Raw genomic sequence first — 12,111 nt, 5'->3', positions numbered from 1 at the left:
GCGAGTGGTTTATGTGGTGGCTTTGAGATTTACGCCCAGCGCCGTGGCGAAGGCTTTTACCAAAGGGCTTCTCGGCGCGTTGTGGCGCAGGATCAGGTTAAAAGCAGTGCTCAGGTGGACGTGCTCCGGGCACAGTGCGCGCAGGCGCCCTTCCCTTACCAGCGATGCGGCGTAGTGCTCGGGCAGGAAGCCGATAAACCGGCCGGTGAGCACCAGGATGGCGACCGCTTCAACCTGGGAGGCTGAGGCGGATTGGCTGTCGTAGTTGACGAAATTAGTCTTGTCGCGATGGATCGCATACCGATGGTTGACCACTTCATATTGGCGCAGCACCTCGGGTGTAATGTCGTTCGCGGTGAAGAGCGGGTGTCCTACGGCGCAGTAGGCGTGGGCCTTTTCTTCGTACAGCGGGAAGTAGTCGAATTCTTCGCGGCGCTGGTAGACGGGGACGATGCCCACAATCAAGCGCCCGTCCACCACGCCGCGTTCAACTTCGTCCAATTGCGAGGCATGCAGGCGTAATCTAATTTTTGGTGATTGGCTATGTAAGTTGCCCAGCGCGGTAATAAGCGGGGAATTAACGTCGGACACAGTGTTATCAATAACGCCCACACTAAGGTCGCCTATTAGTTCATTTTGCGCTGAACTAAGCTTGTCTCTAAAACTGTCCACCGAGGTAAATAACTCGATGGACGCTTGATACACCAACTTGCCTTCTTCGGTCAGCCCGAAGCCTTCCCGGCCCCGTGTACACAGGCGCATGCCGATACGAATCTCGAGGTCGGAAATCTGTTTGCTGATGGCCGCCAGGCCCACATTCAGCTCGTTTTGCGCAGCACTGAAGCCGCCGGCTTCGACCACGGCCATAAATACCCGCAGCAGTTTGAAGTCCAAACCACTGAGTTGCAGGGGCGGTCTTGTGCCGGGTTTTGGCGGTAGGTTTCCAGAAGTGGAAAGTGGAGTTTCCATAATACGCGTTGACCTCAAGTGCCATATTCAACAGGCTTCAACCCAATCCTTGAACATAGCCAGGCGGCGATAATGAACATAAACATCCGCCCTTGGCAACCTTGAATACGGCGCGTCAGACGCCGGTTCAGTTTAGTTGAAAAGCTTTTTTTACTGCCTCCGACTCTTCTAAAAACAAGCGTGAGGAATACCCATGTCCCAGCCCACCGACCGCCTTTGGGGCGCTCGTTTCAAGACCGGTCCGTCTGCTGCGTTGGCCGCGTTGTCGCGTTGCCCCGAGCGCTATTTTCGCCTGACGCCCTACGACCTGGCCGGCTCCCGTGCCCATGCCCGTGAGTTGCAGCGCGCCGGTTTGCTGGATGAGTCGGAGACCTTGCGTACCCTCGAAGCCTTGGACCGTATCGGTGAAGACTTCGCCGCCGGCCGCCTGCATCCAACCCTGGATGACGAGGACGTACACACCTTTATCGAACGCGTCTTGACCGAGCGCCTGGGCGCATTGGGCGGCAAGCTGCGCGCCGGGCGTTCGCGTAATGATCAAACCGCCAACGATTTGCGCCTTTTCCTACGGGACCATGCGCGCACCATCACCACCGAGGTGTTGGGTTTGCAGCAGGCGTTGGTGGAACAGGCCGAGCAGCATATCGAGAGCATCTGCCCCGGCTTTACCCATTTGCAGCAGGCGCAACCCATCGTGTTCGCCCACCACTTGCTGGCTCACGCGCAGTCGATGTTGCGCGATGTACAGCGCCTGGTGGATTGGGATGCGCGTACGGCGTTGTCGCCATTGGGTGCAGCAGCAATGGCGGGCTCGGCGATTGCGCGGCAGCCGGAGCATTCGGCCAAGGAAATGGGCTACACCGGGCCGTGCGAAAACTCTATCGATGCCGTCGCCAGCCGTGACCATGTGGCGGAGTTCCTGTTTGTGGCGGGCATGCTCGGGGTGAATATTTCGCGGCTGTCGGAGGAGTTTTGCCTGTGGTCATCGCGCCAGTTTCGTTGGGTGGTATTGGACGATGCCTACGCCACCGGCAGTTCGATCATGCCGCAGAAGAAGAACCCGGACATTGCCGAGTTGGCCCGGGGCAAGGCTGGGCGTTTGATTGGCAACCTGACCGGGTTGATGTCGACGCTCAAATCCTTGCCGCTGTCGTACAACCGCGATTTGAGTGAAGACAAACACAGCGTGCTGGACAGCGTCGACACCTTGCTGCTGGTACTTCCAGCCATGGCCGGGATGGTGGCGACCATGAAAGTGCAGGTGGAGGAGCTGCGGCGCCAGGCACCGATGGGCTTTACCTTGGCGACTGAGGTGGCGGATTGGTTAGCCACCCGTGGTGTGCCGTTCAAGGAGGCCCATGAGATTACCGGCGCGTTAGTACAGGCCTGTGAGAAGCATGAAATTGAGTTGTGGGAAGCCTCGCCAGCGATGTTGGCGGAGGTGGATGCGCGGCTGACGCCCGAGGTGCGCGATTGCCTGACTCTGGAAGCGGCGATTACGGCACGCAGTGGATGGGGTGGGACGGCACCGGAGCGGGTGCGCGAGCAGATTGGGCGGTTGAAGATTGCATTGGCGGCTCAGCAGCAGTGGGCTGAGAGCTATCAGGGCTTTCGGATTTAAGCCTGTCAGAGGTGTGGTGCTGGGGCTGACGCTTTCGCGAGCAGCCCGCTCCCACAGTTGGACCGAGTACATCAGTAGTAGCGTCATCAGTTTTGGAGAATCACCATGAACCAGACCCCGGCCGAGCGCTTGGAAATAGAGCGCAAGCTGTCCGAGAACCAGTTCGACATAACCCAGTACGAACACGTGCCGCGTCGCTATTACGGGCGGATGTTTTTCGCCACGTTGATCGTGATCGTGCTGGCGGCGCTGTTGCGCGCGTTCGCCAACGGCCAGATCGAATGGTCCTACATCGGCCAGTTCCTCACGTCTGAAGCCATCCTCTGGGGCCTGGTGAATACCATCGTCATGTCGATCCTGGCGATGGCACTGGGCGTGGTGATCGGGGTGATCACGGCGATCATGCGCATGTCGGCCAACCCGATCCTGCGTTACGTGGCCATCACCTACACCTGGCTGTTCCGCGGTACGCCGCTGATTCTGCAGTTGCTGCTGTGGTTCAACCTGGCGTTGATCTTCCCGGTGATCGCGATTCCCGGCCTGTTCAGCATCGACACCGTCGACCTGATGACGCCCTTCGTGGCCGCCCTGCTCGGCTTGAGCATCAACCAGGGCGCCTACACCGCCGAGGTGGTGCGCGCCGGCCTGTTGTCAGTGGACACCGGCCAGTACGAAGCCGCCAAATCCATCGGCATGCCGAGCCTGCAAGCGCTGCGTAGGATCATTCTTCCGCAAGCCATGCGTGTGATCATTCCGCCTGTAGGCAACGAGTTCATCAGCATGGTGAAAATGACCAGCCTGGCCAGCGTGATCCAGTACTCGGAGCTGCTGCACAACGCGCAAAACATCTACTACGCCAACGCCCGGGTCATGGAGCTGCTGATCGTCGCCGGCATCTGGTACCTGGCGGTGGTGACTGTTCTTTCATTTGGTCAAAGCCGCCTCGAGCGTCGTTTTGCCCGCGGCGCCGGCAAGCGTTCGTAAGTCTGGGTTGAGGAGATTTGCCCCATGAGAAGCATCGTCAAGGCCGTCAACCTGAACAAGTATTACGACCAGTATCACGCGCTGCGCGACATCAATATCGAGGTCGAGCAAGGCGAGGTCATGTGCATCATCGGCCCGTCCGGCTCGGGTAAAAGCACCCTGCTGCGCTGCGTCAACCAGTTGGAAAAAATCGACAAGGGCGGCCTGTGGGTCGATGGCGAACTGGTGGGTTACCGCGTGGTCGGCAACAAGCTGCATGAGATGAATGAAGTACAGATCGCCCGCCAGCGCCTGGCCACCGCCATGGTGTTCCAGCGCTTCAATTTGTTCCCGCACATGACCGTGTTGCAAAACATCATCGAAGGCCCGTGCCAGGTGCTCAAGCGTTCGCCCAAGGAAGCCATTGAGGACGCGCTGGAGTTGCTCGCTCGCGTCGGCCTGGCCGACAAGCGCAATGCCTACCCGGTGGAGTTGTCCGGCGGGCAACAGCAGCGTGTGGCGATTGCCCGTGCGCTGGCAATGCGCCCCAAGCTGATGCTGTTTGACGAACCCACGTCAGCCCTCGACCCGGAGCTGGTCGGGGAAGTGCTGTCGGTGATGCGCGATTTGGCCACCACCGGCATGACCATGATCGTGGTCACCCATGAGTTGGGCTTCGCCCGCGAAGTGTCCAACCGCATGGTGTTTATGGACGCCGGCCAGATTGTGGAAGCCGGCAGCCCAGAAGAAATTCTAATAAGCCCACAAAACCCGCGTACCCAAAGCTTTATTTCTGCCGTTCGCACTTAACTAAAAAACTAACGAGAACGCCCCCATGAAAAAAATGTTTATCCCAACCTTGCTCGCAGGCCTGATGGCCTCCTCGTGTGTTTTCGCGGCATTGCCGGCAGCAATCAAGGACAAGGGCGAGATCAGCGCGGCCATCGTGCCGAACTACCCGCCGATGGATTTCAAGGACCCGGCCACCAACAAACTCACCGGTTTTGACTTCGACCTGGGCAACGCCCTCGCCGAGCGCCTGGGCGTGAAGATCAAGTGGCAGGAAACCGGCTTCGAGCAAATGCTCAGCGGCCTGACCACCAAGCGCGTGGACATCGTGCTGTCGGGCATGACCGACACCGCCGAGCGCCAGAAATCCGTAACCTTTATCGACTACTTCACCAGCGGCCCGCAGCTGTACACCTTGGCCAAGCGCGAAGAGATCAAGGAACTGACTGACCTGTGCGGTAAAAAAGTCGGCACCAGCCGCCGTACCACCTGGCCGTCGGAAATTACCGCATGGAGCAAGGAACACTGCGAAGCGGCCGGTAAGCCGGCAATCGTGGTGATCGGCACCGAAGGCTCGGCGGATGCACGGGCGCAGTTGCAGCAGAACCGCTTGGATGCGGCGATGCAGGGCAGCGAGACGATTCCGTACTTGATGTCGTTGGACAAGGGTAAGTACAAGCCGGTGGGTCAGGCGATTTCCAAGCAGTTCACCGGGCTCGGGATTGAGAAGAGCAACACCGAGCTGGTCACGGCGATCAGCGAGGCGTTGCAGGGCATGATCGATGACGGCACCTACGGCAAGATTTTGAAGAAGTGGAATCTGGAGCAAGGGGCGGTCGAGAAGATCACCATCAATGCCGGCCAGTAACAACACGGTCTGAAAATGTGTGAGGGGGCAAGCCCCCTCCCACATTTGATCGGTGTTGTCATCAAGTACTCACTAGGACGCTCGCCCCCACCGTGGCCACCTACTCCCTGGTAATCCGCCGCCTGATGATCTGCTCGGTGACCATCGTGGTCAGCCGCGCCATGACCAGCCCGTTGCTGGCCCTGCTGCTGAGTACCCGCCTGGGCCTCAACCAGCAGGACATCGGCCTGCTGATGGGGATCGCCGTGTTTATCGCCACGCTGCTGGGCCTGTACGGCGGCTACATCATCGACCGCCTGGAAAAGCGCAAGCTGCTGATCCTGGCCATGCTCTCCAGTTCTATCGGTTTCCTTCTGCTGACCTTTGCCAGCAACCTCTACCTCACCACCTTGACCCTGGTGATCACCGAAGCCGCGTCGGCGCTGTTCCTGATTGGCTCCAAGGCAATCATCAGCGAAAACCTGCCGGTGGGCGAACGTGCCAAGGTATTTTCCCTGCGCTACACCCTTACCAATGTCGGCTACGCCACCGGCCCGATGGTGGGCGTGGTGATCGCCGGGCACATGCAGTTGGCGCCATTCCTGATCGCCAGCGCGATTGCGTTTGGCAGTGTGTTCCTGATGATCGGCATTCCCCCGACCCAACGGGACGACAGCCACAAACCCCTGAGTTTCCTAAGCACCCTGCGTACGCTGCGCAACGACCGCACACTGATCCTGTTCACCAGCGGCAGCCTGTTGAGCACGATTGTTCACGGCCGCTATACGCTGTATCTGTCGCAATTTCTGCTGGTGGCCTACAAGCCGGCCGACGCACTGAAAATTCTCTCTGCCGTGCTGGCGTGCAATGCCATTACCGTGATTTTGATGCAGTACCAGATCGGGCGGTTTCTCAAGCGTGAGCAACTTCGCTACTGGATCGTACTGGGCACGCTGCTGTTTATTGTCGGGCTGATTGGCTTCAGCCTGGCGGATAGCCTGGTGACCTGGTGCCTGGCGATGTTCGTGTTTACCTTGGGCGAGATGATCATCTACCCCTCGGAGTTCCTGTTTATCGACACCATCGCCCCGGATGCACTGCGCGGCAGTTACTACGGCGCGCAGAACCTCGCGGCTTTTGGCGGGGCACTGAGCCCGGTGATATGCGGGTATCTGCTGATCAATGCGGCGCCGACCAGCATGTTCTATGCGTTGGGCACGCTTACGGCGATAGGCGGAACCTTGTGCTTCCTGAGCGGACGGCGGGTTGCAGGTTCTTGCTGATATTTGCGCGGGTTCCCGCTATTAATAGCGAAACCTCTCACGGACCCGAGCCCCATGAAATTCGACACGGCCTACAGCCTGAGTCTCGATGACAAGCTGTCGATTTATGACGTACGAGACCTGAATTTCGACGAAACCGCTGCCTACGATTCCGACCAGGACAGTTTCCTGTGCCCCAACGATGCCTGTCGCGCCGCCTTCGAAGCAGGCAATGTGCTGAGCACGTTCAACGCCAAGAACGTCAACTACCAACGCACCCCGCACTTCAAAAACACGCCGAGCACGCGGCATATCGACGGGTGCCGTTATGCCAGCCTCCACAAGGGTGCAGCAGGCGAAAACGACGATGAGCGTGAGGATAATTTCCCATCGGAATTTGTCCTGACCCGTCGTACGTACGAGCGTAAAACCGCGGTGGGCGGCACCGAGGGGCTGGTCCTACAAGATTCAGCGAAAACACCCTCAACCGGCAGCGGCGAATCTGTCAGTTCCAGCGACACTACCCCGGACAAAACCAGCGTGTTCGCCCACCCGGTGGAATGTTTTGTGTCGAACATCGACGACAAGGAAAAACTCAAACGCATGCCGCTGAAAATCGGCGAGCACACCGCGACTTACTCGGCGTTTTTCAAGAAGATCGAATACCTGCAAGACAACAAGGGCCTGATCTACTGGGGCAAGATCAAAGCGATCAAGGACTACACCAGCAGCTTTCGCATCGATTTCGAAAAGAAGGTGTGGCTCGACAAAAAACCCTACTCGGTCAACGTCTACCTGAGCAAAAAGCTCATCGAGAACTACCGCAAGCGTAAGGCGTTCCTGGAGCAGATCCGGGCGGCGGCGGACAGTGAACGGGCGTTGTATTGTTTCTTCTATGGGGTCACGCCGGAGCTGAAACAGGTGCCCAGCAAGAAGAACCCCGAGCAGACGTTCGGGGTGTTCAGCGCGAATATCGAGAACCTGGATCACCTGATCATTCGTGAGGCACCAGGGTTGGAATAGTGGGTCGATAAGAATCCAGTTGATGAGCGGTCAAAACAACTGTACAAAAACACAGTATAGTTTGCCCTCCCCCGTCGAATCCTGGAGAAACCCCATGTCCTCTCTGGCAATGAGCTCTTTCGTAGAACAGCAGATCGTCCTGCACCAATTCACCGCCAAACACAGCGTACAGGCCCGCGCGATGCTGGGCTGGAGCCGCGAAGAGCTGGCCCGCCAGGCGGGTGTGGCGGTGGATGCCATCCAACAGTTTGAAAGCCAGGGCGACGTGGGTGATGAAACCCGCCTGGCATTGGCGTTTCGGTTGGAGGCACAAGGGCTGGTATTTTTTCCGGGGTTTGCGCCAGGGTGGGGCATGAGTGTGCGGCGGTTTGACACCGCCCCAGTCGACCCCGCTGCACACAACATTATTTCGCGGCTGATGGGCTCAACAGCGGCATCAATTGACTCACCAACGCCCCAACCGAATGGTGCGTAGAGTCCAACCGGATCACCGGACAGGTCAGTGCCGCCAACCAGGTTTCATGCCGACGCAGGCTACGTAGGCTGTGGTTGCCGTTGTCGTAGCGAGCGGCCCACGCCAGGAAAGCGACGCTGTTCTCGTGGCGACTGCCACCTTCCAGGATTTCATCACCGTAGCGTTGCACCTCCCTCATGCGCAGGCGGTGCAGGCGTTCTTGCGGCTCGAGGCGCAGGAACACCACGTGGGTGAACTGCGGGATCATGGCATCGCCCCAGCCGCACAGTGAGCCGGACAGCACCCAGCCTTCCAGGCCGGCGGTCTGTTCCTGCAGCAGGCGGATGCGTTCATTTTTGGGCCGGGCAACGGTGAAGGGTGCGTCGGTTTGCTGCCAGTAGAAGTCGTCGGTGTCGAAGCAAGCGACGTTCAGACTCTCTGCCAAGGCCCTACCCAGGCTGGTAGTGCCGGCCCCCGCAGCACCGAGGATATGAATTCGATAGGCCATGGCTTCCCTCCATCGCATTGAGTGTATCTTTTGAAGGCGTCAGCCCTTGGGTTTGTACACGCCGACGCCTAGAGCCACCTGTTGCTCAAAGCCGGGCCCTGGAGCCGACCCACGCGGCCTCCTCGTAGCCATGGGCTACGGCAAGCAGCGTGGGTTCGGTCCAGCGGGCACCAAAGAAGTAAGCACTGGCCGGCACGCCGTGCTCGTCTTTGCCTGAAGGTACCGAGATTCCTGGATAACCGGCCACTGCGACTGCAAAATAGCTGTTCGTTTCAAAGTCCGACACCACGGCATCAAGTTTTTCCCCGTCAATCAGCTCATCCACTGTGCTGCGAAAATCCTGGATAAGCGCATCCCATAGCGGCTTGCGCTCGTCGGATGTCAGGGTGGATGCGTCGATTTCCTTGAGCAGCGGTTGGTGGTCGGTGTCGCTGCCATCGCGCTTTTCATTGAACGCGATCAACTCGGAAACTGACTTGACCGGCAGCCCACCGCGCTTACCCAGGTAATCATTCAACTCACTCTTCACATCGGCAAACAATAGTTCGCCATAGCGTGATGCATCCGCCAGCCGCATGTTCACCGGTACAAGCACTGCACCTTGTGCGCGAAGCACATCAAGCGTTTTTTGAAACTGAGGGCTATTGTCCACCGGCAGGTTTTCGCCATTCGCGGAAAAGGTTGCGGGATAACCAATACGTTTATCCTTCAAGGCGCCAGGCTTGAGCAACGCGGTGTAGTCAATGCCTCGGGGGGCGTCCACATTGGCTGAATCCTGAGGGTCGCTGCCCGACATGGCGTTGAGCAACAACGCAGCATCAAACACCGAACGCGTCATTGGCCCCGGCGTGTCCTGTCGATGGCTGGCAGGAATGATGCCGCTACGGCTCAACAAGCCCACGCCGGGCTTGAAACCGACCACCCCGTTAAATGCCGCCGGGACGACGATGGAACCATTGGTTTCGGTGCCAACGGCCAACGGCGCCAAACCAGCGGCAACCGCAACGGCTGAGCCCGAGCTTGACCCCCCGACCGATGCATCCGCTTGATGAGGGTTGAGCGTTTACCCGCCCCGATGGCTGAACCCATCGGGACCGCCGCGAAAACCGGCCAGTTCGGTCAGGTTGGTTTTTCCCAGGATCACTGCGCCCTGCTGGCGCAGGCGTTCGACGATAAACGCGTCCTTGATCGCAGCGGCACCCACAAACCCGAAGGCACCTGCGCTGGTCTGCTGGGTGTCGCCCGTCTCGATATTGTCCTTGAGGAGCACGGGAATGCCGTGCAGCGGCCCTCGGACCTTGCCGCTGGCGCGTTCGCGATCCAGCTCGCGAGCAATCTCCAGCGCTTGAGGGTTGAGTTCGATGATGGCGTTTAACGCAGGGTCGTGTTTGCGAATGCGCTCTTGCAAGAAGGTGACCAGAACTTCCGATGTGAGCCCGCCCGACCGGGCCATTTGTTCACCGAGCTCACGAACACTGGCCCATTCCATTCCCGGCGGAACCGGTTTGGAGGTGTCGGAGGTCAACGGCAACCCCATCCAAGACGCCGCATGGCTGACAAACGCATTCACACCATATCCAATTCCAAACATGAACCACCTCGGGAGAAGAGTAAGAAATGACGAAGGACCACCGTTGATCCGTGCGCCAGTCTAAAAACTTCCCTCATCCCAGCCAGCATGACGTAGGCCGTTCACCTCGTAGGATTGTTCAACGCCACAGGTAGCCCATGCTATGCATTCTCCACGCAACAGGCATTGCGATAACCCTGCACCAGCGCCGCCAGCGAATCCTTCGACCATCGCGCACCGTAGAACCACAACGTCGCACCACCCTCGAGGGTCTCGCCAAACCTGGGGTAACCACTCCAGCACGCACCATGGAACGCAGCACTTTGACTGTCCGACACCAGGGCATCCAGCCGGTACTCATTTACAAGTTCATCGATTTCATTATGAGTATGCAGGTTGAACGTGAGGGTGCCGTCGACACGTTGCGCCGGTACGGGTATCAGTTGCGTCCCGGCTCGACGCAAAACGTCCAGCGCCCGCATGAAGGGCGCACGGTGTTGAATCGGTTCGTGACCATCGCCACGGCCATATCGGTCGGCATACCCCACGCGCCTGCCGGCCAATACTTGCATGACGGCAAAGGGGCTGTTGTTCTGCACCAGAGGTACCTCCACCATCACCTGGCCCTCTGGGTCGATACCGCTCAAGGCAATCAGCATCAACGAGGGATCACGCATGGGTCTGATGGGAAGTGCCGGTACGTTATACCCGGGGATCAGGACGCCACCATTGGGGTGGGTTTGAGGATGGGGATCGACATCAAACGCGATACGGCGGGGGGGCGCTTGATCGGTGGAAGGGCGACGGCATGAAGACGCCGAATAGGTCATATCCAGGGGCGCAGACAACGGCTGGCCCACCTGGCAAACGGCATCCGCTCGCGAAAACTTTCTGCATTTGCTGTCCATCGGAACGCCTCCCCTGAAATCATTTTCCGGGGATCATCGCATCCTTCGTCGAAGCCTGTCGCAGACCCGAAACAACTTGAAAACTCCTTTTTCGTCGCCTCCGCGCCCTCAGCTCACAAGGTGCTCTTGCGCACCTTGGGTTTCCACTTCCAGCCACCATGCATATCCACGCTCCGGCTGGTTCAAGCTGAACGCCTGGCCCATCGGCGGTGTGGTAATCGACACATTGCGCTCCCACGCCAGCGCCATGATGCGGTCGAAAGGTTCGTGCCAGGCATGGAACGCCAGGTCGAAAGTGCCGTTGTGGATCGGCAGCAGCCAGCGGCCCTTGAGGTCGATATGCGCTTGCAGGGTTTGCTCCGGCTGCATGTGTACATGGGGCCAGTCGACGTTGTAAGCACCGGTTTCCATCAACGTCAGATCGAACGGGCCGTACTGTTCGCCGATGCGTTTAAAGCCGTCGAAGTAGCCGGTGTCGCCGCTGAAAAAGATGCGGCGCGTGCCGTCGATCATCACCCAGGAACACCAGAGGGTCTGGTTGGCATCAAACAGGCCACGCCCGGAAAAGTGCTGCGCCGGCGTGGCGACAAAGCGAATGCCATCCACCTCGGTGCCTTGCCACCAATCCAGCTGCCGCACCTTGCTGGCGTCGACACCCCACTTGACCAGAATGTCGCCCACGCCCAGCGGCGCGAGAAAGTAACGGGTCTTGTCGGCCAGTTGGACGACAGCCTTATGGTCAAGATGGTCGTAGTGGTTGTGGGAAAGAACCACCGCCTCCAGGGGCGGCAGCTCTTCAAGACTGATAGGCGGCTGATGAAAACGCTTGGGGCCAGCCCAACTGAAGGGCGAGGCACGCTCGGCGAACACCGGGTCGGTCAGCCAGAACTTGCCGCGCATTTTCAACAACACGGTGGAATGCCCCAGGCGGAACACGCTGTGATCAGGCGCCCCCAGCAACTGCTCGCGGGTCAGCGGTTGCACCGGGATCTGCCCCACCGGCCGCGTACTGCGTGGTTTGTTGAACAGCATGTTCCAGAAGATACGCAAGGTCTTGCCAAAGCCACCGTGCTGCACGGGGGCGTCGTTGCTGAAGCTCCCCAGTTTCGACTCAGCAGGTTTGGGCGCCGCAGGCGAAGACTTGATACGGGTTGAGATCGTGGCCATTACCGAGTGACTCCTACGGTCCGCTCATAA

At 59.0% G+C, this 12,111-nt stretch carries 11 protein-coding genes and 1 pseudogene; 7 read left to right on the top strand and 5 right to left on the bottom strand.

From position 1 onward, the window contains the following. Positions 1-9: 9 nt before the first annotated feature. On the bottom strand, positions 10-969 hold the full coding sequence (locus M2397_RS11535; RefSeq protein ID WP_131697803.1) for a LysR family transcriptional regulator: 960 nt from the start codon (positions 967-969) through the stop codon (positions 10-12). A gap of 193 nt (positions 970-1,162) precedes the next feature. On the opposite strand from M2397_RS11535, the gene argH reads away from it, so the two are divergent. From argH to M2397_RS11500, 7 genes are all read left to right on the top strand, one after another. Then, entirely contained in the window at positions 1,163-2,590 is a 1,428-nt protein-coding gene (gene argH, locus M2397_RS11530; RefSeq protein ID WP_131697804.1) for an argininosuccinate lyase, read from the top strand. Between the two features lie 105 nt (positions 2,591-2,695). Continuing rightward, positions 2,696-3,574 (top strand): amino acid ABC transporter permease, encoded by an 879-nt coding sequence (locus M2397_RS11525; RefSeq protein WP_025859372.1) that lies wholly within the window; start codon positions 2,696-2,698, stop codon positions 3,572-3,574. 24 nt (positions 3,575-3,598) lie between these two features. After that, the gene (locus M2397_RS11520) at positions 3,599-4,363 is read left to right on the top strand and encodes an amino acid ABC transporter ATP-binding protein (RefSeq protein WP_259243163.1); all 765 of its coding nucleotides are present in this window, start codon (positions 3,599-3,601) and stop codon (positions 4,361-4,363) included. Between the two features lie 25 nt (positions 4,364-4,388). Next, positions 4,389-5,210: an ABC transporter substrate-binding protein gene (locus tag M2397_RS11515; protein WP_259243162.1), complete on the top strand. Its 822-nt coding sequence runs from the start codon at positions 4,389-4,391 to the stop codon at positions 5,208-5,210. Positions 5,211-5,302: 92 nt separating this feature from the next. After that, positions 5,303-6,472 (top strand): MFS transporter, encoded by a 1,170-nt coding sequence (locus M2397_RS11510; RefSeq protein ID WP_259243160.1) that lies wholly within the window; start codon positions 5,303-5,305, stop codon positions 6,470-6,472. Positions 6,473-6,526: 54 nt separating this feature from the next. After that, positions 6,527-7,474 carry a hypothetical protein gene (locus M2397_RS11505; RefSeq protein ID WP_145337938.1) on the top strand — a complete coding sequence of 316 codons (948 nt, stop codon included), beginning with the start codon at positions 6,527-6,529 and terminating at the stop codon, positions 7,472-7,474. 94 nt (positions 7,475-7,568) lie between these two features. Then, entirely contained in the window at positions 7,569-7,949 is a 381-nt protein-coding gene (locus M2397_RS11500) for a helix-turn-helix transcriptional regulator (RefSeq protein WP_259243159.1), read from the top strand. Here the strand turns inward: M2397_RS11500 and M2397_RS11495 are convergent. The 4 genes and pseudogenes from M2397_RS11495 to M2397_RS11480 form a co-directional block, all read right to left on the bottom strand. Beyond that, positions 7,879-8,436, bottom strand: a complete 558-nt coding sequence (locus M2397_RS11495) for an AAA family ATPase (RefSeq protein ID WP_259243158.1) — start codon at positions 8,434-8,436, stop codon at positions 7,879-7,881. The genes M2397_RS11500 and M2397_RS11495 overlap by 71 nt on opposite strands. 85 nt (positions 8,437-8,521) lie before the next feature. After that, positions 8,522-10,027 (bottom strand): annotated as a pseudogene (locus tag M2397_RS11490) (amidase family protein). Between the two features lie 140 nt (positions 10,028-10,167). Then, the gene (locus M2397_RS11485; protein ID WP_131697811.1) at positions 10,168-10,683 is read right to left on the bottom strand and encodes a hypothetical protein; all 516 of its coding nucleotides are present in this window, start codon (positions 10,681-10,683) and stop codon (positions 10,168-10,170) included. A 339-nt stretch (positions 10,684-11,022) separates the two neighbouring features. Next, positions 11,023-12,081 (bottom strand): MBL fold metallo-hydrolase, encoded by a 1,059-nt coding sequence (locus tag M2397_RS11480; protein WP_259243154.1) that lies wholly within the window; start codon positions 12,079-12,081, stop codon positions 11,023-11,025. Positions 12,082-12,111: the final 30 nt, after the last annotated feature.

It is taken from the genome of Pseudomonas sp. BIGb0381 (genome assembly GCF_024809815.1).
Taxonomy (GTDB): domain Bacteria; phylum Pseudomonadota; class Gammaproteobacteria; order Pseudomonadales; family Pseudomonadaceae; genus Aquipseudomonas.
The sequence above is the reverse complement of the archived record's forward strand: the minus strand, read 5'-3'. Positions and strand labels throughout refer to the sequence as shown.

Coding starts and splice junctions, on each gene's coding strand:
- M2397_RS11520 (WP_259243163.1), top strand. CDS start 3,599: ATGAGAAGCATCGTCAAGGCCGTCAACCTGAACAAGTATTACGACCAG.
- M2397_RS11515 (WP_259243162.1), top strand. CDS start 4,389: ATGAAAAAAATGTTTATCCCAACCTTGCTCGCAGGCCTGATGGCCTCC.
- M2397_RS11480 (WP_259243154.1), bottom strand. CDS start 12,081: ATGGCCACGATCTCAACCCGTATCAAGTCTTCGCCTGCGGCGCCCAAA.
- M2397_RS11505 (WP_145337938.1), top strand. CDS start 6,527: ATGAAATTCGACACGGCCTACAGCCTGAGTCTCGATGACAAGCTGTCG.
- M2397_RS11525 (WP_025859372.1), top strand. CDS start 2,696: ATGAACCAGACCCCGGCCGAGCGCTTGGAAATAGAGCGCAAGCTGTCC.
- M2397_RS11485 (WP_131697811.1), bottom strand. CDS start 10,683: ATGCGTGATCCCTCGTTGATGCTGATTGCCTTGAGCGGTATCGACCCA.
- M2397_RS11495 (WP_259243158.1), bottom strand. CDS start 8,436: ATGGCCTATCGAATTCATATCCTCGGTGCTGCGGGGGCCGGCACTACC.
- M2397_RS11535 (WP_131697803.1), bottom strand. CDS start 969: ATGGAAACTCCACTTTCCACTTCTGGAAACCTACCGCCAAAACCCGGC.
- argH (WP_131697804.1), top strand. CDS start 1,163: ATGTCCCAGCCCACCGACCGCCTTTGGGGCGCTCGTTTCAAGACCGGT.
- M2397_RS11500 (WP_259243159.1), top strand. CDS start 7,569: ATGTCCTCTCTGGCAATGAGCTCTTTCGTAGAACAGCAGATCGTCCTG.